The organism is Faecalicatena faecalis, assembly GCF_012524165.2.
Classification (GTDB): domain Bacteria; phylum Bacillota; class Clostridia; order Lachnospirales; family Lachnospiraceae; genus Faecalicatena_A; species Faecalicatena_A faecalis.
Window position 1 is genome coordinate 82,782 of record NZ_JABACJ020000013.1, and the last position, 20,352, is coordinate 103,133.

The following is a 20,352-nucleotide window of genomic DNA, read 5'->3' on the forward strand; positions in this document are numbered from 1 at the left end:
AATCCCTCCTTCAGATCAGGTCTATAAATCGTGTTTCCGTTGTTCCGTCCTCGTATTCAAAGGTCACCTCAATGCCCACCTGTCCATTCGTACCTTTTGAGAGATTCTCAGAGGCAATCTGCGCCGAAAAGGTATAACACTGCCTGTTGGCGGGCGTTATGGTCTGTGAAAGACTCTTTGTGGTATTCAGCGCACCTTCGCATTTGAAGGAAGCCGTGCCGGATACGCCATTATCTGCATCCACGGTAAATCCGGAGTTTTGCCAGTAGCTAAGACCGGAATCTGCTCTGGAATTACGCAGGTGATTAAACGGCACCAGATCCTTCATTTCCTGACTGTCTATCAGATCGGTAGACTCCAGCGTATCGGCTGCGCTATCCCAGCGTGAGGAGGAATCGCCCAGTTCCCGGAGGGTAGTGGAAAGCTCCAGCACCGTATTCCAAGGCTCCTGCAGGTTGTATTCCCTACGGACGATTCTGGTCTTTACAGACAGGTTCAGGTCATCATCCTTCACCATGACCGTATCGCCCAGCGCCCATGTTTCATGTTCATAGCCGGTCAATACTGACAGATCCATCGCCTTTAGCACATAGGAGATACGCGGAGAGGCATAGTCTGCAAGTCGCATGTTGGCATATTCCAGCATCTGATATGGATTGGTGAAGTTCGAGCAATCCAGCGTAGCAATTCGTATTTCGGAAGTATAGGTTGTGTCCTGCACATATTCGTTGCCGCCATTGATCGAAGCAAAGGTCATGCCGTCCTTGCCATAGGCGTAAAGCCTTGTAATCAGGCTGGTCGTATCAATGACGCGTTGGATGGATTTCATGTTTTTCTTGTAGCAGAACAGTACGCCGGAATCCTCACCGGAGAAGGTTAGGAGCTTCACGATCCTGTTTGCGTTATCAAAAATCAGGTCGCCGCCGTGAATGTTCTGTACTGCACGCAAAATTGCCAGCGCGTTTTTCTCAGAGCAAGTCCAAGTACGCTTTGTGGAGACATTAACCGTGCCCACATCCCAGTCGGTACCCTGCAGGGCATAAGCCATCGGCACATCAGCCGTGTCTGCGTTAAAGGTAATCTCGTCCTTTTTTACGGAGTAGGCAAGGTCATAGAATGCCGCTTCCGCATAGACCGTTGTGATGGCCTTGCCGCTTTCTTCCTTGTCGTCCGTAATCGTGCGGATGCGATAGGTGTCGCTGACAATACGCACGGTCTTTTCGTTATCAATATAGGCGCGTTTGCTGTCCTGAAACGGCAGCTTAAATTCCAGCTCATCCACGCCGTTGATCTCACTGGTCACTATGATGTCATAGGCGTTATCCAACACAGCTTCCACATTCCCGTCTGAGTCCAGAATGACCGGTCTTGCATAGCCAAGTTTGGTATAGAGAGGCTTTGGATTATCGTACAGACTGATAGATGTCAGCGTAGGAGTCCTTGCTGTATTTGTGGTAGAAAGCGTGACGCGGTACTTGATGTATTTCTTTGCAGGAGATTCCAGCTCGCCGTTTGCACCGACAGCCTGCCACTCTGTCCAAGTGGAGAGGTCATCTGAGGTGGCTGTTTCCACAAGCGAGATAGAGGTCTCTCCCGGAGAGTAATCTGCCTTAACAGAAACTCTGCCGTTACCAGTCACGCCACAGTCCCTTGCTGCAGTAATGAGCTGTCCGCTTGACGGATAGACAGAGTCTGTAGCTCGAAGCGTAACGACATCCGGTGTCGTCAGAGCGTCCACATCACCGGTCAGATCTGCACCGTTTGCGGAGAGCGATTCCAGAAAATATTCTGCAAGGTCATCGGCAGTTAGATCAGAATCACAGTCGAGGAACCAATCATCAAAGCCGCCTGCATACCAGTAGGAGTCTGCGTGCATTCCCCAGATGAGGTCAGCCACACAGCTACGGTTCAGCTCTCCGGTAAAGGTCAGCACACTTGACTGCCAAACCGTGCCGGAGCTTTTATCGCCAAGGATGTACTGCGCTGTCTTGGCATTTGGCTTGATCACACAGGCGATAAAATACCAGTAACCGTTTAGCAAAGAGAATGATGGCGTTACCGACGTATCGAGGATCAGAGAACCGGAGGAGTTATACAGCATAATCCTCGGTTTTCCTCTGATCAGCGACAGATAGAAAATCGGCTGTCCGGAACCATAGCGGGTATTTAGGATCGGAGTATAGGTGTTGCCGACTGAATATGTCGTGGGCTTCATCCAGCCGCCGACCACGATGGTTTCACCGAGGCTTGAGAAGATGCTGCCGTCATTTTCTACTTTCAGGTAGGTTTTCTCCGATGAAGGATTATTGATGTTCATCTGAAAATAGCGACCGAAATTGCCTGTTTTCATATCTGCGGTTGTTCCGCTCCAGTTATGAATATATGCCTTACGATCCTTCCCGGAGGAATCCGCCAGATAATCATCTGCATCCGGTTCGGACTCGTTAAAACGCCAGAGACCGTCGGGAGCCCATGCAGCCGGGAACTCGCCGGTGAAGGCATCTTGGGTATTCAATATATTTTTAAGAGCCATGCAATATCACCTCCAGCGGCTTCTGGCTTGAATGTTCAGTTCCGTAAATGTTGTACTTGTACCGACCGCAGCAATCACGATGGTGTTATCTCCCGTATTTAAGACCGGGAAATTCAGCTCCGACAAAAGCGGGAGACCGTTTCGGAGGGTTTCTCCATTAGAATCAACTACTTTTGCCGTCATCAGATCGGAGTCAATAATCAATGTTTCTCCGGCGGCAAGCCGTCCAATGATCTGAAGCTCGCTGCCGTTTGTGGTTATGGAGATATACGAGTCCGTCCCGGAAGGAATTACACCCGTTAAGGAGTAGACCGGGTAGGACTCGATATTCCCAAGAGCGCGAGACGCGGTAAAGGTTCCGGTTTCCGCAAAATCAAAGGTCTCGTCTGATATGGCATAGCCATAAGGGTCTGGGCAGAAAAATTCCAGATCAAAGGTGCAGGAATTACGGACTGCCCGGTCAAAGGAGAATCCGGACGTAAGCCTTGCTTCATACACTCGTCCCGGTTCCTTGTCCAGAATGAGCTGGCAGAGGCCGTTGTCCGGATTCAGCCATTCGATAATGTCGTCCTTTTTTGAAAGAAACTGCTCATCTGTCTTTCCCGGAGGAATGAAGCAGGAAATCAGTATCTTTCGCTCGGATACCGTTTCTCCAAAATCAAATACACCGTGTCGTCCGGGCATGGTGATCGTGTTGTTTCTAAGATCCGGCATACGGTATTCGTTTGTAATTCTTGTCGCAAGTCCCATAGACTGGGAGGTTGTTCCGTTAAATGAAAATCCCATATTACACCAGTCCTTTCGCCCTGCGTCCGGCAGTCAGCAGAGTATTGAGCTGCTGAGAAATCTTCCGGATATCGTCGTCGCTTCTGACGCTCATCTCCTCGATATTGATGAGAGGCTGGTCGCCTGAAACACTGAGGGTAGCGCTGCTTACTGCATCCTGAATCATGGAGCGCAGCGAGCTCACACCGACCACAGCTTCGTCACCGGCCTCACCGCCGCCAAGAAGCGTGCCTCCGCTCTGTCCGAAGATGGTCGCATCCTTTAAGATCATGCCGCCGGACATCGCCTTCTTATACCAGTCCACAGAAAAGTGCGGTATGGATGGCGGGTTCAGCGAAAAGCTGCCTGTGATGGAGAAATGCGGCAGCTTGATCTTCGGCAGGCTCCAGCTGAAATTGAATACGCTCTTTAGCTTGTTTACGATGCCGGATACCGTGTTCCAGATGGTATTGAACACATTCGAGATGGTACTCTTGATCCCATTTACGATATTGGACACCGTGCTCTTGATCGCATTGAAGCCGTTGCTGATGCCGGACTTCATGGTATTAACTACATTCATGACCGCGCTCTTTATGCCGTTCCAAACGGAAGTGACCACGCTCTTAACGGCATTGAAAATCGTAGAGGTCGTAGTCTTGATGGCATTCCATGCGGTGGTGATGACCGTCTTTATGGCGTTCACGACAGTTTCAACAGCTGTTTTTATCGCGTTCCAAACAGTAGTAACCACGGTCTTTATCACGTTCAGGACGGTTTCGATGATCGTCTTATAGATATTGAAGTAAGTGGTCACTACAGTTTTGATTGCATTGAATATTGTTTCAAAAAAGCTCTTGATGCCATTCCAGATCGTAGAGATAACCGTCTTTATGGCATTCATCACGGTTTCGACCGTGCTTTTTATCGTATTCCAAGCTGTGGTAAGAAAACTGCTGATTGCATTTGCCACAGTGGTGAAGGTGTTCTTTATTGCCTCCCAGACACTGACGAAGAAGTCCTTGATCGCCGTCCATACAGTAATGGCAATCTCCTTGACCTTTTCCCAGAGGTTGATCCAGAATTCTCTGAAGCCTTCGCAGTTGTTCCACAGGTAGATAAACGCAGCTACCAGCAGGCCGATGGCCGTAATGATCAGGCCTATCGGATTTGCCGCCATGACAGCATTCAGACCAGCCATCGCCGTCTTTACTCCGGCCATAGCAGTGGTAACAGTAGGAATAATCGTCATAATGGTACCAACAGCGGATATAACTTTGCCGACGATTATAAGTACCGGCCCGATTGCAGCAGCCACGAGCGCAATTTTTACGATCATCTGCTGCATAGGCTCTCCGAGGTTGTTCCACCATTCGGCGAGGGATTTCAGCTTGTCAGAGAGCTCTTTAAGGACAGGAGCGAGAACTGACATCAGGGAGTTGCCGACCTCCGCACCGGTTTCCTTCAGAGAGTTCATGGTCATCTGAAACTGGTCAATCGGGTCGAGTGTCTCATTGAAGGTATTCTCGACACTGCCTTCAAAATCTCCGAGGAAGCCGGAGAAATCCGACAGGTTGAGCTTTCCGGTCTGCACGGCATTATAAATGGAGGCACCGGCCTTACTTCCGAAGAGGTCATAGGCCGCCTGCAGCTTTTCTGCATCGCTTCCGCTTCCCTGCATGGTAGTGGAGAATTCCGCAAGTGCCTGATCCAGCGTTTTGCCGTCTGCCGTTGCATTCTTCATGGCTGTCTTTAAGCCCATCATAGCGGCAGAGGTATCAAGACCTGACATTTCCACCATGCCCATAAAGCCAGCGGCCTGCTGGGCGGTGAGTCCCATTTCCTTCAGCTGTGCGGCATTAGAGGAGAGGGCGTTTGCCAGTGTATCCATATCAATGCCGGTGGCCTGACCGGTGGCATTTAAGGCATCCAGAAGATTATCTGCCTCGGAAGCGTCCATGCCGAAGGCGTTCATGACGGAGGATACATTGTCGATAGATGTCGAAACATCGGTATCATTGAGCTGGGCAAACTTGATGAATTTTGCCGAGAGGTCATCCAGCGCCTGCCCAGTCAGGCCGAAACGGGTGTTGACCTCGCCGACAGCAGCACCGGCAGTTTCGAAGTCCGTCGGTATCTCCGTGGCGAGGTCTTTTACGATCTGGCACATATCCTCCAGCTCATCGCCGGTAGCACCAGTTTTCTGTGCAACGATGTCAAGGCCAGCATCCACCTCGTTAAAGGCAGCAATGGAGGCAGCACCGATGGCGACAATGGGAGCCGTTACATGCGTCGATAGGCTCGTGCCGACATCAGATATTTTCCCGCCGACCTCCTGCAGTTTAGAGCCGGTCGCCCGGAGTGTTGCCGTGATAGAAGTATCTGTTTCCCGACACTGCTGTTCGAGGTTTTTGAGCTCGTTTTCGGTCTCTATGATCTCACGCTGCCATGCATCATATTGCTGCTGGGTGACGGTACCGTTTTTAAGTCCAGCATCCATCTGGTCTTGCACGGACTTCAGCTGTGTGAGCTTTTCCTTCGTTTCGGAGACTGCCTGTTGTAGGAGCTTCTGTTTCTGTTCGAGCAGCGCGGTATTTGTCGGGTCGAGCTTTAGGAGTTTGTTGACGTCCTTTAGCTGCGACTGAGTTGATTTGATTTCTTTGTTTACGCCGGAGAGGGCTTTGGAAAGGCCGGTCGTATCGCCGCCGATTTCCACGGTTATGCCTTGTATTCTGTCAGCCATGCGATGACCTCCTTCCTGTTAAAATCGATCCATCTGCTCCTGTGTCGCGAGCGCAGGATAGTTGAAATCGTCGTTGCTCATTTCTGCGTACATGTCATTGACAGTTCCGATGGTGAGCAGATCAAGCTCCGAGATGGAAAGCCCGATCTGCACGCACCGGAGTAAAAAGAGCGGGGTTGTCATTTCCCGCTCTGTCGGATGATGTTTTTTTTAGATTCCACCTGCTGTTCCACATTCAGTCCCCACAGTTCGATGATCTGGGGCAGGATTTCATAGATGGAGAAGGTGTTGAACTGGTCGAGCCAGTCCTCCGGAGTATCCGGGACATCAGGATTCTGATGCTTTGCCATCAGCCATGCGATGTTCTCAAAAAGCTCCAGACTGAAAGTGTCCAGACTGGAGCTTTCTGCGTTGCTTTCATCGATGCCTTTCTGCAGCTCGTTTAAATCCTTGTAAATATCCCTGTGGAACTTATTTCTGTAAAGGCGAGGAATGGCGGCTGAGGCACGGAACTGCACCTCTTTGCCGTCAACCTCGATTGTTTTTGTTACTGCCATATCGCGCCTCCTTATTCACCGCTACTTACTGAAGCACTCGGCTCATATACAGAGCTGTACCAAGCGTCGTAAACAGCGCTTGTAGTGTTCGTACCGGTTTTGACCTTCACAATGCCGGAAGGGAGCGGAGAAGCTGTGATGGAGAGCGTCTCCGTCTGCACCTCGGTAGAGTCCTCCTTGGTGCTGCCGGTGACGGAAGGACGGGTCGCGCTGCAGTAATACATGCAGTGGCGGATCTTTCTCTGGTCGCCGGAAAACTCAAAGAGCAGCGCAAAATGCTCCGGCTCTACATCCTTGTTCTCAACAATGACGCCGTTTGCATCCTCAGTCTCGTGCATGACATCCGTAAGAAAGCTCTCCGGGATCAGCGCCAGTTCAAAGTCGCCGGAATATCCGTTGTTGTTTGAAACCATGTAATATACGGAGTCGTCCGCATAAAATGGATCATTATCTCCCTCAGCATCCAGCGAAAGGGATACGGCACCGGGCATTGCTACGGGTGTACCAAAGGTGACAGTGCCGTCAGCGGCAAGCGTAGCAATGGCGTAGTGGCAGTTTTTAAGGCCGAACTTGACCTTGTTACTCGTGTTAGGCATAGTTTTTAACCTCCTATGATCTGTGTTTGATATAAGACCTCGTACAACTTCTCCGACTCGATCCATACCTCAGATTTCTCATAAGGCAGGTCGTGGGCAATTAAGATGTCCTCGATCTGGGTTTCTGTTTCCGGGTCTTTTACATCCGTGTATAATTCGATGTTCAGTTCATCAATTTTCTTGAACACGGTGTCATCCGCGAACATATTGTCAGAGCCCGGATAAAGAAAAATGAGGAAGGGTGGGTCTGGTGACTCGCCTTCGGCAAAATGGTCGTAGGCAAGCGGCAGACCGGCTCCCTCTAACATGGTGATTACATCGTCGTATGTCATGATCCACCTCCCAACTTCTGCTTGATGGTATTGACGAGCTTTTCGTTTCCGCGCTCCTCGGCTGAGGCGATATGAGGCTGTGCCGGAACACGTCCGCCGCCACGTTTCACATGCCCATGCTCCAGAAGGTGTGCCAGCTGATAGCGGTTCCTCGAATGCACTACGAGGTCAATACTCTGTGAATCCTCATGCATATTCTTGACTGACCAGCTTTTCTTGTATTTGCCGGTATCGACTGGAGCGCCTGCCTGAATATCCTTACGGACGGAAGCAGCCGTTTCTTTCACAGCGGCCTTCATGTCATCTGTGGCGAGCTTTGAATATTTTTCGAGCTCCTCCATAATGGCATCGCCCATCTCGTTTATTGATATATTTCTACTCATGCGTTCTTCTCCAGCTTGCAGTTGAATTTCAGGCTGTTATGCTTATAGCCCATTGGATTCACATAGGTGATGTTGTAGGTGTGGCCTTCCGCGATGATCCGGTATTTTGTCGATTCCACATTCGCGAGCTCAGAGCAGTAGCGGCAGGTGAAGTCCAGCGATTCCTCCGGATTGATGACTACACTGGAAGATTCGGAACCGGAGCTTGTGCCGACAGTCGCCCAGCAGGAGAAATAATCTGCCCAGCCGGTTTTGTGGTTTCCGTATTTGTCGACGATGACCGTATTTTTCTGGAAAGTGACGCGCACCCTCATAGCCGCTATATTCATGAAAACGCTCCTTCCCGTATTGCAAAAAGAAGTGAGCGTAGTGTCATGGTAAGAGCATGGTGGTCGGCTTCCTCCCTGTGCTCAAAGAGATAGGCACAGGTATAGAGGATAGCGACCTTCATGGTTTCCCGGATTGCAGACAGCTCCGCTTCGGTATATTCATCAGAAGAAGCAGCATCGGAGTCGATCACTTCCCACTGATCATCCGTAAGTCTTGCAATATCAATACATAAGCGAATTGCGGAGGCCAAGAGGATACCGACCGTGGCATCCTCATCCGACGAATCTACGCGCAGATAGGCCTTCGCATCTTCAGTTGAAATCAAAGCCACGGTCGTTCACCTCCTTGCCTTAAGAACCGGAAGTTGCCTTCATGTCAAGAATCTTGATGCCTTCGGAAAGGATCAGCTTGCCGTCAACACGTTCCGTGCAGGTAAAGCCGACCTGACCGTTGGTAGCGTAAAGCTCGTTGAGGCGCTTGATTGTGCGACCGGCTCTATCAGCGATCCAGTAGCAGGAGAAGTCGCCGAATGCGATGGCTCTTGCACCTGCGGCCATTGTAGGTACCTTAGGAGAGGTGTAGAGCGGATAGCCAAGCAGTCTATCAGGCTCTCCGGCAGTAAGAGCAGGCTGCCATACATAGACGCCGTTCAGATCCTTGAGCTTTCTGATAGCTGCGACAGTGGCATCATTCATGAGGAACTTCGCCTTGCTGCGATACGGTGCCTTGAGAGAGTACACAAGGCTGATCAGCTCATCGGCGGTAATTGCCGTAGCGGAAGCTGCGGTTACGCCGGAAGGAGCACCACCAGCGGCAGAAGGAATGAACAGGCCAGTAGGTCTGTCGATAGCCGTCTGGCCGGTCTGCACAGCACCGTTGATGAAGGCATCTTCTTCAGCTTCACCGAAGGCGCGACCGAATTCCTCAGAGATGTAGCCTTCGATATCAAAGAAGCTGTCGGAAAGCAGCTCGTCGGACACCTTGATGAGGTCAGTCAGCTTAAAAGCGTCAATGCTGGTCTGCGCGAAGGTCGGATTGCTCTCGGTGTAGGCACCGTTCTCGGCAGTCCACGCCGCCTGCGTGTGACCATTTGCCACAGGGATCTTGCGCTCGTTCTGTGTGGTAATGACCTTGCAGCCGATAGTACGCATGATATTGTTTTCGTTGAGCGCCTGAACAAGGGTGTGCTCGAATTCAATCGGAACAAGGTATCCGCCGTTTGCATCGGTTCCTTCCTCAAGTACATCGCGGATTGCGGGATTGCCGGGATGACGGATGTTGTCCCAGAAGGCCTTTTTATAGGCTGCAGAAGCTCTGCCGGGCTTATCTTCCGGTTCATCCTTTACACCGGGCTTTCCGGTGAGCGGAGTAGAAGTCGGTGCGCTCATCATCTTGTCGATCTGCTCCTGACGCTGCAGGCGCTCGATATCCTTGGTGAGGTCGGTGACTTCCTTTTCCATCTTGTCGTAGGTTGCAGCATCCTCCGCAGAAACCATGCCGCCGTTCTGAGAGTGGCTATTAAGAAACGCCTTAGCGGCCTCCCATGCCTTCGCTCTCTTGTCCATGAGTTCCATAATCTGAGTCATAATAAAAATCCTCCTTTAATGTGCGAGAAGCGAAAGGCGCTTCTCAAGATCGGTTACTGGTACCATGTGTTTATTTGCTTCCGGCTTTTTCTTAGGAATCAGTCGGGAAAGCAGCGAATCAGTGACGGCCTTGCGGGAGAAAAGCATCTCCGCGTCAGCCGTATCCTCAGGGACGGATTTTTCTCCATCCCTGAACAGAATCTCGTCAGCGAAGCCGAGCTTCACGGCTTCTTTGGCGTTCATCCATGTCTCGGCATCCATGAGCTGTGAAATCTTGTGACGGGAGAGCCCAGACTTGATTTCGTAGGCATTCATAATGGATTCCTTGACTTCGTTTAACATGTCGATGGCTTTCTGCATTTCCTCGGTATCACCGATGGCGATGGTTGCAGGGTTGTGTACCATCATCATGGCCGCGGGACTCATGCAGACCTTTGTTCCGGCCATAGCGATAACCGATGCCGCCGAAGCAGCAAGAGCATCAATTTTGACCGTCACATCATGTGGGTAATCCATCAGCATGTTGTAGATCTGCGCAGCAGCAAAAACATCACCGCCCGGAGAGTTGATCCAGAGGGTGATGTTTCCATCGCCTGCATGCAGTTCATCACTAAATAGCTTGGGTGTTACTTCGTCGCCGAACCATGTCTCATCGGAAATTTCCCCGTCGAGGTAGAGCGTTCGGTCGGAGCCAAAGCTGTCCGGCTCCTCGTTTCGCACCCAGTTCCAAAACTTTCTGGTCATAGTGCCTCCTTCTTTCTGAACCGGGTGCGCCCGTCTTCGGGTTCCGGTTTGGTTTGTGTTTCCTTCGTTTCATCAGCTTCCTCCTGCGTCTGTGCTGAGGCCGCAAAAATACCTGCGTCCTTGAGCTTGGTCATATTGCCATTGATCAGGTACAGGTCGCCGCCTTCCTCCTCTGGAATACGGTCGAGGTTTTCAAGCTCCCTGATATCGTTAGCGGACATCCAGCCATTTTGGCGTCCGACCGCATAGCCGTTCATGCGGCTCTGGTAGTCGCCTCTGAGCAGACCGTCCACGTTGAATTTGAAGAAGTAGTTTTTCTTTTCATCCGGAGAGAGCAGGGCTCTCTGCATGGACTGTTCCCAGCGACATACCCACGGGTCGAGCGTGTATTTCACAAATTCCAGCGACTGTTGCTCGATATTTGAGAAACTCGATTTCTCAAGATCGCCGATCATGTGAGGCGGGATGCGGAAGATACGTGCGATTTCATTGATCTGGAACTTACGTGTTTCCAAAAACTGCGCCTGTTCCGGTGAGATGGAGATAGGCGTATATTTCATGCCTTCCTCCAGCACAGCCACCTTGTTTGCATTAGAGCTGCCGCCGAAAGCAGAGTTCCAGCTTTCTCTTACACGCTCCGGATCTTTTACCACACCGGGATGCTCCAAGATACCGCCGGGAGTCGCGCCGTTTGCAAAAAACTTAGCGCCGTATTCTTCGCAGGCTATTGCCATGCCGATGGCATTCTTAGCCATAGCAATCGGGCTGTAGCCCACAAGGCCGTCAAAGCCAAGGCCGGGAACATGCAGTACGTCGGACGGCTGGAGCCTTACGCGGCTGCCGTTCATCGTGTGCGCCTCATCCTGTGATGTTTGGTATTCGTAATAAAGCTCTCCGTTTTCATCACGGTTGACCGTCATACGATTTGGCATCAAAGGATAGAGCGCGACCACTTCACCTTTGCCGTTCCGAATGATCTGCGCGTAGGCATTTCCCCACAGGAGTAGGTGCGTCATCAATGTTTCCCGGAATACAAAGGATGTCATTTCCGGATTTGGCTCATCGTGAAGCAGGAAGTAGAGCGGATGATTTATCGCTTTTTCCTTGCTGCCGCCTTCGTCGTATCGATAGAGGTGAATCGGCAGGCCTGCAATCGCCTCGGACAAAATCCTCACGCAGGAGTAGACCGCCGTCATCTGCATGGCGGAGCGTTCCGTTACAGCCTTGCCGGAGGTCGTGCCGCCGAAGAAGAAGCGGTAGGAGCTTCCGGTTGTTGAATTGGTAGGCTTATCTCTTGAACGAAACAGTCCTGAAAATATGCTCATATTGATCACCTGCCTTTCAGATAAATAAAATGCCTCTGTCGTCATAGACAGAAGCACCGTTGTCATTGCCGCAGCGGATCGCACGGTCAAGCGCCATGATGGTGGCGATAGCACCGTCGATCTTCTCTGTAGATTTTTCCTTGTCAGCCTTGATATTTCCGGCTGGGTCAGTACGAATGAAGATGTTATCCATATTCCAGCGGAGCACCGGGTGGCCGCCGTGAGCGAGCTTTTGCTCAAGTGTCAGCTTCATGAGCTCCTTTGTGGGCGGGCTCATATCCTTAAAGCCCTGTCCGAAGGGCACAACAGTAAAGCCCATGTTCTCCAAGTTCTGAACCATCTGGACTGCTCCCCAGCGATCGAATGCGATTTCGCGGATATTGAAGCGCTCGCCGAGGCGTTCGATGAATTTCTCGATATAGCCGTAATGGATGACATTGCCCTCGGTTGTCTGCAGCATTCCTTCTTTCTCCCAAGTGTCGTAGGGCACATGGTCGCGTCTCACGCGAAGTTCCAGCGTATCCTCTGGCACCCAGAAGTACGGGAGGATCACATACTTGTCGTCTTCATCTCGTGGCGGGAATACCAGCACAAAGGAAGTAATATCCGTAGTGGAGGACAGGTCAAGGCCGCCATAGCAGACACGGCCTTCGAGGTCGTCCTCATTAACTGGAAAGGCGCAGGCGTCCCATTTATCCATTGGCATCCAGCGGACAGCCTGCTTTACCCATTGATTAAGGCGCAGCTGCCTGAAGGAATTCTCTTCACCGGGGTTTTGCTTTGCCGATTCGCAGGCCGCTTCCACCTTGTCAATGCCGACCGTGATACCGAGAGAGGGGTTTGCCTTTTTCCACACTTCCGGATCAGTCCAGTCCTCGTCAGGTTCCGCACCGTAAATGACCGGATAGAAGGTTGGATCGACCTTCCTGCCGTCGAGGATGTCCTGCGCTTTCTGGTGGACTTCATAGCAGATGGTGTTTGTATCATTTCCGGCTGTGGTAATCAGGAAATACAGCGGCTGCATTCTGGCATCGCCGGAGCCCTTTGTCATTACATCAAAGAGTTTCCGGTTCGGTTGGGTGTGCAGCTCATCGAATACCACACCGTGGATGTTAAAGCCGTGCTTACTGTAGGCCTCAGCGGAGAGCACCTGATAGAAGCTGTTGGTAGGCTCATAGATGATCCGTTTCTGGGAGGCCAGTATTTTGACGCGACGATTAAGCGCCGGGCACATTCTCACCATATCCGCAGCAACATCAAAAACGATGGTGGCCTGCTGTCTATCTGCAGCGCAGCCGTAGACTTCGGCGCGTTCCTCACCGTCACCGCAGCAAAGGAGCAGGGCGACAGCAGCGGCCAGCTCTGACTTTCCCATTTTCTTAGGAATTTCGATATAGGCCGTATTGAACTGACGGTAACCATTCGGCTTCAGGACACCGAACAGGTCGCGGATGATCCGTTCCTGCCAGTCGATGAGCTCGAAGGGCTTTCCTGCCCACGTGCCTTTAGTGTGGGTGAGCTGCTCGATGAACATCACCGCGAAGTCCGCCATCTGCTTGCTGTAGTGAGAAGTCTCTGCCATGAAGCGGGTCGGCTTATAGTTTTTCAGTTTTCGCATTGGCACGGTAGCCGCCTCCTTTCAGGGCAAAATAAAAGACCGCCATAGCGATCTGGTATCAGTACGAGAGAAAGAGCCTACTGGCTCAGTCTCCCGGAATATTCATATTCGGGTTTAATGCTTAGTTGTGATTCTCCAGCAGGATGCAAAGCGCCATCTCTGCTTCTTTGCAGGTGGGATGAATGTCCCAGCCTCTGTCGTAGTTGCAAACGATCTTGCCGTCAATCTTGATCATGAGCTTGCTGATCCTGCCGCCGTTGATGCCGTAGGTCTCGCTTGGCTCATCGTAGTGCTTTACCCAGTAGTGACATTTGGTATATTTTTTCTTGTCCTTGGCATCCGGGATGCCGATAACTCCTTCACTCCACATTTTCTTACGCCTCCTTTACCGTCATCTTGAAGGCTGGGATGAGGGCGTGCTCGTCGCTTCCGAAGTGGGTGTAGCGCTCCTTGACCTTTACAATTCCGTCCAGCGTGCAGCCGAGCTCCTCAAACTTTGCAATGGTCTCGATGAGGCTTGAGAAGGTGGAGCTGATGGTGAATTCCTTTACTCCGAGCTTCCGGCAATCTTCGAGGATCGCTTCGATGTCGTAATCCCAGATGACTTCGGCGAAGTTCGGCAGGTCGTTTCCGGCTTCCTTGCTGTAAAGGTAGGCCTGTCCCAGCGTCCAATGGCATCCGATCTCTTCCCAGCGCATTCCGGGTTTCGCGTTTTCTATGGCTTCGATTGTGTACTTCATGGTGGTTCCTCCTTGTGGTTGTTTTCCTTTTGGTATGTACATATATCACTCTGAACGCCTGTAATAGCAAGCTATTTATCGAAATATATGTGACAATCCTGCGGGAAGTTTTGAGGCCTAAATTGTGTAGTTTATGCCTCGCCGGTCAGAATAAAATTCACGTATTCTTTCCGGTGATCCTCAAGGTATAAAACCAGCTCGTAGAAGTCTCTCTCATAGGCCAGCCGCTGCACTGTGTTTACATCGAACATATTTGTAAGGCCGGTGTCCCGGATGGCAAGAATCTGCTCCTTTACCTTTTCATCCATCTCAGTCCACCACCTTCCGCACACGGTCGATGCCGTAGATGACATTCAGGCCGGAGCCGTTGTCCCAGTTCACCGTGAGGCTCCCCGTATCATCGACTCCCGTAACGGTTCCCATGGTGCCGATGGGCGGTGCCTGTACATCGTCCATCTGGAGAAGTTCCACGCGGGTACCTGCCGGGTAGCAGGAGCGGAGCGCTTCAAGCTGCTCTTTCGTGATCATTCGCATACTGCCACCTCCTTTTCCGGTGCGCCGTTCTTCCAGCTGGAGTTGCCGGAGAGATTCTTAAGGAGAATCTTGCGCTCTGCCTTATATTCGTTTCCGATGAAGCCAAGTCGCAGGAGGAAGCAGCGGAATGCGTACTTCTCGTTGTCGACTTCCTTCTCAGTGGCGCTGATGCGCTTCAAATCCCGGCTCATCTTGCCAAGGGATGCAATGAAGTGGCTGTAGGCCTTGACCTCGTCCGGCTCCGGCATCTCAGTAAACCAAGGGAAGCTGACCGTATCCTCTGTGACCTCGATGCCAAGGTCGTCAATGCCGAGTGCCTTTTTGATGAGGCTTTCCTTGGCTGTGAGGAGGTTGGTGAGGTTTCCGACCGCCACCTTGTCGAGCGGGAGGCTGACTGTAAGGCCGGTGGCTTCATCGTCGCTTTCGACCTCTTCGGTATCCTCCGGTGTGAACCCATCCGCGATCAGGCTGTGGATGATGCGCTCCAGCTTGTCTGCGTCCTCGCAGGTTACGCTGCCTTCCTTGTCGACCGTGATGTCGCCGATCTCGTAAGCGCAGGTTGGCATACGCATGTAGATCGCCTTGTCGCCGGTGAGATTTTCGATGGCTGCGACCAATGCTTTTCTGTCGTTTCCGGTTACGTTGTAATTTGCTTTCATGAGAGTGTTCCTCCTTTGTGAATTAAGGTTTTAATCTGTGCCTTTCGGCATGTATATACATCACTCTGAAAGCCTTATTTATCAAGCGATTTCCGACATTTTTTGAGGTAGAAAATCGCCGAAGAATCCGTGCAGAAATTGTGTATTATACACCCGCCGTCGGAGAGGTCTCGACTTCCTTTGCCAGAGCGGAATAGAGGAGCTTTTCGCCGTTCCTTATTACATACACATTTTCCTCATCGCCGGTATCCTCCACGTAACGACGAAGGATGACAGAGGCGTATTTCGGATCGAGCTCCATCATGTAGCAGATACGGTTTAACTGCTCACAGGCCATCAGTGTGGAACCGGAGCCGCCGAAGGTATCAATAACTACAGAATTCTCCTGAGAAGAGTTCTGGATGGGATAGCCCAGAAGGTCGAGCGGCTTGCTGGTTGGGTGATCCTTATTGCGCTTTGGCTTATCGTAGTTCCAAATGGTGGTCTGCTTGCGGTCGGAATACCACGGGTGCTTGCCGTTTTGCAAAAAGCCGTAGAGTACAGGCTCGTGCTGCCATTGATAATCGGAGCGACCGAGCACGAGGCTGTTCTTTACCCAGATACACACACCGGCGAGGTGGAAGCCTGCGTCAATGAATGCCTTTCGGAACGTGAGCCCTTCGGTATCCGCATGGAAGCAGTAAGCGGCTCCGCCTTTTTCGAGGTGGTCAGCCATGTTCTTAAAAGCTGCCAGCAGGAACTTGTAAAATTCCTCGCCCTTGAGAGAGTCGTTCTGGATCGTAAGGCCGTCCGAGGCTTTGAAAGATACGCCGTAGGGCGGATCGGTCAGGACGAGGTTTGCTTTCTTGCCGTCCATGAGCTTTCCCACATCTTCCGGCGAGGTGGCATCGCCACACATAACACGATGCCTGCCGACTGCCCAGATGTCGCCGGGCTCCACGAAGGAAGCCTTCTCAAGGGCAGCGGTGAGGTCAAAGTCATCATCGGCGATGTCCTTTTCATTCCCGGTGCCGAGCAGCTTATCCAGTTCACCGGCATCAAAGCCGAGGAGAGATAGGTCAAAGGACTGATCCTGTAGGTCAGATAATTCGACCGACAGCATTTCCTCATCCCAGCCTGCGTTGAGCGCCAGCTGATTGTCCGCAAGGATATACGCACGCTTTTGTGCTTCCGTCAGGTTCTCGGCAAAGACGCAGGGCACGGTTTCATATCCTTCCTCGCGGGCAGCCGTAATGCGACCGTGGCCGACGAGGATGTTATAATCTGCATCAATGACCGCAGGACTCACAAAGCCGAACTCCCTGAGAGAAGCGCGGAGCTGTGCGATCTGCTCCTTGCTATGCGTCCGGGCATTCCGGGCATAGGGCACCAGTTTATCAATAGGTACCTGTTCCAATTTCTGTGTGTTCATTTACATATTCCTCCTGCTTCGAAGCAGCTGCTCCATCACGCTGTCCTGCGGGCTGCCCTCAAAGGGCTCGGTGCAGTTTTGCTTCACAATGTCGTATATTTCATACCAGAGCAGGTTGGCCTGCTTCTGAAAGTTCATTAAAAGCTGTGTGAAAGGGCTCGCAATGGCAGCGCCGGTGGTCGGGTGCTTCCCGAGCATGCCGTATTTGCTGACCGCTTCGGAGCACTGAATGTACCGGGCAAAGGCCTCAGAGTAGCTTTCGAGCAGGCGCTTGTTTACCAGCCTCTCGCAGCCACGTTCCTTGAGCCACAGCCATGTTTCCTTATAGATTTCATCTGCGCCGAGGGGCTTGCCGTCCTTCTGCAGAGCAGAGAGGTAATCGTCCGGACTTGGCATATCCATGCCTTCCAGCTCTACACCGTCACCGATGTCGTCAACATCGAAGTCGGTCATGTCTTCTGTGAAGTCCGGCAGCTCCATACGCTTTGCAGGTGCGCCTTTCATTATTTTGTCGGCGAGGGCGTCCGGCTTGGAGCCAGCTTTGACACGCCGCCCGCCGCGATAGGTTCCGTCTTTCGCCATGTCGATCACTTCCATTTCTGTAGTGCAGGGTTTAATACCCTGTTTGAATTGCAATTTTTGCGTAAAAGACCCCGCGCCGTTTTCCGGGGAAAAGGGTCGTAGAGATTTTGACCGCCCTACCGGTCGCCGCGCTCGTGGTGAATCTTCTCGTGACACGAACGACAAAGACTCATAAGGTTGGACTCGTCATTCGATCCTCCCTCAGCAAGCGGCACGATGTGGTGGACTTCCTCAACCGCGACGTAGCGTCCTTCCTTTAAGCACTGCTCACAAAGCGGGTGCTTATGAACGTAGCGATCACGGATTCGTTTCCACGCTCTGCCGTAGCGTTTGCCGGGAGAGTAGCCGCGCTGGAACTTCTCGTAGTGCTGTTCCATGACCTTGGCGTGCTCCTCACAATAAACACCGTCCGTTAGGTGTGGGCAGCCGGGATAGCGGCACGGTCGTTGTGGTTTTCTTGGCATAAGCCGTGCCTCCTTTCAGGGCATAAAGAAAGCCCTGCAGGGTGTTCCCGCAAGGCTTGTGTGCTGCGCGTGTAGCTGTTTCTTTATTCTTTTCGCTGATTATATACTATCATAAAGAGCGGGTGGACATCTTAGGACAAAGCAGGACATTTCGGGCGCATTTCAAATGATAATTGGATCATCCGGAAGCGTCACATGAAGGAGCGCCTTGCCGTGCCAGCGACGAATGGTGCGGGCATCTGCACAGAGCTCCATTCCGATCTGCTCCCACGTATAGTTGTGGATGTACCGGTACTTCAGTACCATGCGCTCGTCGGTATCAGGAACTGCCTCAATGACCTCCCGTATCTGTTTCTTAAGGTCTGATAGCATTTCCAGCTCACCGGCGATTTTCTTTTCCAGAGTCCACAGCTTCTCAAGCGTCCGGACAAAGGGTGCTTCGGTATTACGCGATGTCTGCACGCGGTCTTTATCATATTGGATAGCCGACACGCTGCCTGCCATCTCACGCAGGTTTTGTGCTTCCATCGTGTCGGACTTGATTCTCTGATCAAGGCGGTAGGCCTGATGGAGATATTCTTTTACTGTCATAAGGACTTCGCCTCCTCTCGTAGTTTTTGTATGAGATACTCGCCATCCACACTCGTCAGTGCTTTGTACCAGCCGGAGCGGAAGAACCGTTCACACTCCATTGCATCCGACATGGCGGCTTGATTACCGGGCTTCTTTTTCAGGCGCTTCAGGGCGTCCCGGTAATCCTTCACGGCCTGCAGAACGATGGCGTTGGCGAGATTTTCATAAGGATCGGTCATCACACCACCTCAAGGTCAGCCTTGACCGCGTCAATCAGCGCAGTCTGCGTCATTTCTTTTTTGGATAGCGCCTTTACGATCCTTTCGTCGATGGTGCCCTTGGTAATAATGTGCTGGATCACCACAGTGCCGGATTCTTGACCTTGCCGCCAGAGACGGGCGTTGGTCTGTTGATATAATTCCAGCGACCATGTAAGACCGAACCACACAAGGGTGGAGCCTCCGGCCTGAAGGTTCAAACCGTGACCGGCAGAGGCCGGATGGATGACTGCTACAGGAATCTTTCCCGCATTCCAGTCAGCAATATCGCGGCTGGTCTTGATCTCCCGAACATTGAAGCGGTTCTTGATGCGGCTTAGGTCATGTCGGAACCAGTAGGCCACAAGAAGCGGTTTTTCATTGGCGGCCTCGATAATATCCTCCAAAGCGTCCAGCTTCCTATCGTGGAACTCGATGACCTCACCGGTATCGGCATAAATGGCACCATTTGCGAGCTGTGAGAGCTTGCCCGTAAGCGATGCGGCATTGGCAGCAGTCACTTCACCATCGGGGAGCTGCAATATGAGCTCTTGTTTCAAATCTTCATAACGGCTGCGCTCAGAGTCGGAAAGCTGCACTTCATATTCCGTTGAAACCAGCTCCGGCATCTTCAGATGGTCGGTAGATTTCATGGAAATCGTGATATCCGAGATCCTCCGATAGATGGCGTCCTCCGCATAGGGCAGCGGTTTATAGGAGTAGATGATCTCGCCGTTTCTCTTGTCCGGCATGAAGTAATTTGTCCGGTACTGCGTGATAAAGCGTCCGAGGCGCTCGCCCATATCCAGCACTTTAAACTCCGCCCACAGATCCATGAGTCCGTTGGAGGAAGGAGTGCCGGTCAGGCCGATAATCCGGTGAATCCGTGGCCGTACCTTCATCAGAGACTTGAAACGCTTGGATTTATGATTTTTGAAGGACGACAGCTCATCAATAATCACCATATCGAAGTCAAAGGGAAAGCCGGACTCGTCAATGAGCCACTGCAGGTTCTCACGGTTGATGATCGTAATATCTGCTTGCTGCATGAGAGCAGCTTTTCGCTCCTTCGGTGTCCCGACTGCGACCGCATAGGTTAGACCGGCAAGGTGCTCCCATTTCTGGATTTCTGCTGGCCATGTATCGCGGGCGACTCTTAAGGGAGCCACCACTAAAACGCGATGCACTTCGAAGCTGTCAAACAACAGGTCATATACTGCTGTCAGACTGATGATCGTCTTGCCAAGTCCCATATCTAAAAGGACTGCGGCCACAGGGTGCTTTTCAATATAGCGGATGGCATAGTCCTGATAATCATGTGGATTGAAGTTCATCGATCATCCCTCCAATCTGCTCCGGATCGTCAATGACATATACCCGGTAGCCAAGCTCCCGCAGCAGCCTGTGGCGCGAGAGCTGGAGAGGGCGTGGCTTTTTGCCGGGTGCCTTCAGCTCCGCGAAGCCGATATGGCCGTCAGGGAGTAAGATCAGACGGTCGGGCATTCCTGCGAAAGAGGGACACACCAGCTTAAGTGCAATGCCGCCATTCTTTTTCACCGCCATAGTTAACTTGTTTTCTATCTGTTTTTCTATCATTGCAAACCTCCGTCAGGCGTTAAT

Annotated in this window: 26 protein-coding genes; all 26 read right to left on the reverse strand. The window is 51.7% G+C overall.

Annotated elements, in window-relative coordinates:
- Positions 1–10: 10 nt before the first annotated feature.
- Entirely contained in the window at positions 11–2,533 is a 2,523-nt protein-coding gene (locus tag HGO97_RS13880; protein WP_216242794.1) for a phage tail spike protein, read from the reverse strand.
- 6 nt (positions 2,534–2,539) lie between these two features.
- Complete coding sequence (locus HGO97_RS13885; protein WP_009242880.1) at positions 2,540–3,319, reverse strand: distal tail protein Dit; 780 nt, start codon at positions 3,317–3,319, stop codon at positions 2,540–2,542.
- A gap of 1 nt (position 3,320) precedes the next feature.
- Positions 3,321–6,041, reverse strand: a complete 2,721-nt coding sequence (locus HGO97_RS13890; protein ID WP_216242796.1) for a phage tail tape measure protein — start codon at positions 6,039–6,041, stop codon at positions 3,321–3,323.
- An 18-nt stretch (positions 6,042–6,059) separates the two neighbouring features.
- The gene (locus HGO97_RS13895; RefSeq protein WP_022117859.1) at positions 6,060–6,224 is read right to left on the reverse strand and encodes a hypothetical protein; all 165 of its coding nucleotides are present in this window, start codon (positions 6,222–6,224) and stop codon (positions 6,060–6,062) included.
- Positions 6,221–6,598 carry a hypothetical protein gene (locus tag HGO97_RS13900; protein WP_216242798.1) on the reverse strand — a complete coding sequence of 126 codons (378 nt, stop codon included), beginning with the start codon at positions 6,596–6,598 and terminating at the stop codon, positions 6,221–6,223. Before HGO97_RS13900 ends, HGO97_RS13895 begins: the two co-directional genes overlap by 4 nt.
- Positions 6,599–6,609: 11 nt before the next feature.
- Positions 6,610–7,194 (reverse strand): major tail protein, encoded by a 585-nt coding sequence (locus tag HGO97_RS13905; RefSeq protein WP_009242876.1) that lies wholly within the window; start codon positions 7,192–7,194, stop codon positions 6,610–6,612.
- A 5-nt stretch (positions 7,195–7,199) separates the two neighbouring features.
- Positions 7,200–7,526 (reverse strand): hypothetical protein, encoded by a 327-nt coding sequence (locus HGO97_RS13910; protein ID WP_216242800.1) that lies wholly within the window; start codon positions 7,524–7,526, stop codon positions 7,200–7,202.
- Positions 7,523–7,909: an HK97 gp10 family phage protein gene (locus HGO97_RS13915; RefSeq protein WP_216242802.1), complete on the reverse strand. Its 387-nt coding sequence runs from the start codon at positions 7,907–7,909 to the stop codon at positions 7,523–7,525. The genes HGO97_RS13910 and HGO97_RS13915 overlap by 4 nt, the downstream gene beginning before the upstream one ends.
- Positions 7,906–8,238: a phage head closure protein gene (locus HGO97_RS13920; protein WP_216242805.1), complete on the reverse strand. Its 333-nt coding sequence runs from the start codon at positions 8,236–8,238 to the stop codon at positions 7,906–7,908. The genes HGO97_RS13915 and HGO97_RS13920 overlap by 4 nt, the downstream gene beginning before the upstream one ends.
- The gene (locus HGO97_RS13925) at positions 8,235–8,570 is read right to left on the reverse strand and encodes a head-tail connector protein (RefSeq protein ID WP_009242872.1); all 336 of its coding nucleotides are present in this window, start codon (positions 8,568–8,570) and stop codon (positions 8,235–8,237) included. The genes HGO97_RS13920 and HGO97_RS13925 overlap by 4 nt, the downstream gene beginning before the upstream one ends.
- 19 nt (positions 8,571–8,589) lie before the next feature.
- On the reverse strand, positions 8,590–9,825 hold the full coding sequence (locus HGO97_RS13930) for a phage major capsid protein (RefSeq protein ID WP_009242871.1): 1,236 nt from the start codon (positions 9,823–9,825) through the stop codon (positions 8,590–8,592).
- 15 nt (positions 9,826–9,840) lie between these two features.
- Positions 9,841–10,569 (reverse strand): head maturation protease, ClpP-related, encoded by a 729-nt coding sequence (locus HGO97_RS13935; protein WP_216242807.1) that lies wholly within the window; start codon positions 10,567–10,569, stop codon positions 9,841–9,843.
- Positions 10,566–11,894 carry a phage portal protein gene (locus tag HGO97_RS13940; RefSeq protein ID WP_216242880.1) on the reverse strand — a complete coding sequence of 443 codons (1,329 nt, stop codon included), beginning with the start codon at positions 11,892–11,894 and terminating at the stop codon, positions 10,566–10,568. The genes HGO97_RS13935 and HGO97_RS13940 overlap by 4 nt, the downstream gene beginning before the upstream one ends.
- Before the next feature lie 16 nt (positions 11,895–11,910).
- Complete coding sequence (locus tag HGO97_RS13945) at positions 11,911–13,512, reverse strand: terminase large subunit (protein WP_044953140.1); 1,602 nt, start codon at positions 13,510–13,512, stop codon at positions 11,911–11,913.
- A gap of 121 nt (positions 13,513–13,633) precedes the next feature.
- Positions 13,634–13,882 (reverse strand): DUF7678 domain-containing protein, encoded by a 249-nt coding sequence (locus HGO97_RS13950; protein WP_216242809.1) that lies wholly within the window; start codon positions 13,880–13,882, stop codon positions 13,634–13,636.
- 4 nt (positions 13,883–13,886) lie between these two features.
- A complete protein-coding gene (locus HGO97_RS13955; RefSeq protein ID WP_022117869.1) occupies positions 13,887–14,252 on the reverse strand; it encodes a DUF7698 family protein in 366 nt (121 codons plus the stop codon).
- A 131-nt stretch (positions 14,253–14,383) separates the two neighbouring features.
- Positions 14,384–14,560, reverse strand: a complete 177-nt coding sequence (locus HGO97_RS13960; RefSeq protein WP_075714354.1) for a DUF5049 domain-containing protein — start codon at positions 14,558–14,560, stop codon at positions 14,384–14,386.
- 1 nt (position 14,561) lies between these two features.
- Entirely contained in the window at positions 14,562–14,786 is a 225-nt protein-coding gene (locus HGO97_RS13965) for a DUF4314 domain-containing protein (protein ID WP_216242811.1), read from the reverse strand.
- Entirely contained in the window at positions 14,777–15,445 is a 669-nt protein-coding gene (locus tag HGO97_RS13970) for a virulence protein (protein ID WP_216242814.1), read from the reverse strand. The genes HGO97_RS13965 and HGO97_RS13970 overlap by 10 nt, the downstream gene beginning before the upstream one ends.
- A 145-nt stretch (positions 15,446–15,590) precedes the next feature.
- Positions 15,591–16,856: a site-specific DNA-methyltransferase gene (locus HGO97_RS13975; protein ID WP_216242824.1), complete on the reverse strand. Its 1,266-nt coding sequence runs from the start codon at positions 16,854–16,856 to the stop codon at positions 15,591–15,593.
- On the reverse strand, positions 16,857–17,438 hold the full coding sequence (locus HGO97_RS13980) for a P27 family phage terminase small subunit (protein WP_009242861.1): 582 nt from the start codon (positions 17,436–17,438) through the stop codon (positions 16,857–16,859).
- A gap of 116 nt (positions 17,439–17,554) precedes the next feature.
- A complete protein-coding gene (locus HGO97_RS13985; RefSeq protein WP_022117873.1) occupies positions 17,555–17,902 on the reverse strand; it encodes an HNH endonuclease in 348 nt (115 codons plus the stop codon).
- A 162-nt stretch (positions 17,903–18,064) separates the two neighbouring features.
- Positions 18,065–18,493, reverse strand: coding sequence for an RNA polymerase sigma factor sigma-70 region 4 domain-containing protein (locus HGO97_RS13990; protein ID WP_009242859.1), 429 nt, complete (start codon positions 18,491–18,493; stop codon positions 18,065–18,067).
- Positions 18,490–18,714 (reverse strand): hypothetical protein, encoded by a 225-nt coding sequence (locus HGO97_RS13995; protein WP_009242858.1) that lies wholly within the window; start codon positions 18,712–18,714, stop codon positions 18,490–18,492. The genes HGO97_RS13990 and HGO97_RS13995 overlap by 4 nt, the downstream gene beginning before the upstream one ends.
- Entirely contained in the window at positions 18,714–20,066 is a 1,353-nt protein-coding gene (locus HGO97_RS14000) for a DEAD/DEAH box helicase (RefSeq protein WP_216242827.1), read from the reverse strand. The genes HGO97_RS13995 and HGO97_RS14000 overlap by 1 nt, the downstream gene beginning before the upstream one ends.
- The gene (locus HGO97_RS14005; RefSeq protein WP_183326639.1) at positions 20,047–20,328 is read right to left on the reverse strand and encodes a VRR-NUC domain-containing protein; all 282 of its coding nucleotides are present in this window, start codon (positions 20,326–20,328) and stop codon (positions 20,047–20,049) included. The genes HGO97_RS14000 and HGO97_RS14005 overlap by 20 nt, the downstream gene beginning before the upstream one ends.
- Positions 20,329–20,352: the final 24 nt, after the last annotated feature.

Coding starts and splice junctions, on each gene's coding strand:
- HGO97_RS13880 (WP_216242794.1), bottom strand. CDS start 2,533: ATGGCTCTTAAAAATATATTGAATACCCAAGATGCCTTCACCGGCGAG.
- HGO97_RS13885 (WP_009242880.1), bottom strand. CDS start 3,319: ATGGGATTTTCATTTAACGGAACAACCTCCCAGTCTATGGGACTTGCG.
- HGO97_RS13890 (WP_216242796.1), bottom strand. CDS start 6,041: ATGGCTGACAGAATACAAGGCATAACCGTGGAAATCGGCGGCGATACG.
- HGO97_RS13895 (WP_022117859.1), bottom strand. CDS start 6,224: ATGACAACCCCGCTCTTTTTACTCCGGTGCGTGCAGATCGGGCTTTCC.
- HGO97_RS13900 (WP_216242798.1), bottom strand. CDS start 6,598: ATGGCAGTAACAAAAACAATCGAGGTTGACGGCAAAGAGGTGCAGTTC.
- HGO97_RS13905 (WP_009242876.1), bottom strand. CDS start 7,194: ATGCCTAACACGAGTAACAAGGTCAAGTTCGGCCTTAAAAACTGCCAC.
- HGO97_RS13910 (WP_216242800.1), bottom strand. CDS start 7,526: ATGACATACGACGATGTAATCACCATGTTAGAGGGAGCCGGTCTGCCG.
- HGO97_RS13915 (WP_216242802.1), bottom strand. CDS start 7,909: ATGAGTAGAAATATATCAATAAACGAGATGGGCGATGCCATTATGGAG.
- HGO97_RS13920 (WP_216242805.1), bottom strand. CDS start 8,238: ATGAATATAGCGGCTATGAGGGTGCGCGTCACTTTCCAGAAAAATACG.
- HGO97_RS13930 (WP_009242871.1), bottom strand. CDS start 9,825: ATGACTCAGATTATGGAACTCATGGACAAGAGAGCGAAGGCATGGGAG.
- HGO97_RS13935 (WP_216242807.1), bottom strand. CDS start 10,569: ATGACCAGAAAGTTTTGGAACTGGGTGCGAAACGAGGAGCCGGACAGC.
- HGO97_RS13940 (WP_216242880.1), bottom strand. CDS start 11,894: ATGAGCATATTTTCAGGACTGTTTCGTTCAAGAGATAAGCCTACCAAT.
- HGO97_RS13945 (WP_044953140.1), bottom strand. CDS start 13,512: ATGCGAAAACTGAAAAACTATAAGCCGACCCGCTTCATGGCAGAGACT.
- HGO97_RS13950 (WP_216242809.1), bottom strand. CDS start 13,882: ATGTGGAGTGAAGGAGTTATCGGCATCCCGGATGCCAAGGACAAGAAA.
- HGO97_RS13955 (WP_022117869.1), bottom strand. CDS start 14,252: ATGAAGTACACAATCGAAGCCATAGAAAACGCGAAACCCGGAATGCGC.
- HGO97_RS13960 (WP_075714354.1), bottom strand. CDS start 14,560: ATGGATGAAAAGGTAAAGGAGCAGATTCTTGCCATCCGGGACACCGGC.
- HGO97_RS13965 (WP_216242811.1), bottom strand. CDS start 14,786: ATGCGAATGATCACGAAAGAGCAGCTTGAAGCGCTCCGCTCCTGCTAC.
- HGO97_RS13970 (WP_216242814.1), bottom strand. CDS start 15,445: ATGAAAGCAAATTACAACGTAACCGGAAACGACAGAAAAGCATTGGTC.
- HGO97_RS13975 (WP_216242824.1), bottom strand. CDS start 16,856: ATGAACACACAGAAATTGGAACAGGTACCTATTGATAAACTGGTGCCC.
- HGO97_RS13980 (WP_009242861.1), bottom strand. CDS start 17,438: ATGGCGAAAGACGGAACCTATCGCGGCGGGCGGCGTGTCAAAGCTGGC.
- HGO97_RS13985 (WP_022117873.1), bottom strand. CDS start 17,902: ATGCCAAGAAAACCACAACGACCGTGCCGCTATCCCGGCTGCCCACAC.
- HGO97_RS13990 (WP_009242859.1), bottom strand. CDS start 18,493: ATGACAGTAAAAGAATATCTCCATCAGGCCTACCGCCTTGATCAGAGA.
- HGO97_RS13995 (WP_009242858.1), bottom strand. CDS start 18,714: ATGACCGATCCTTATGAAAATCTCGCCAACGCCATCGTTCTGCAGGCC.
- HGO97_RS14000 (WP_216242827.1), bottom strand. CDS start 20,066: ATGAACTTCAATCCACATGATTATCAGGACTATGCCATCCGCTATATT.
- HGO97_RS14005 (WP_183326639.1), bottom strand. CDS start 20,328: ATGATAGAAAAACAGATAGAAAACAAGTTAACTATGGCGGTGAAAAAG.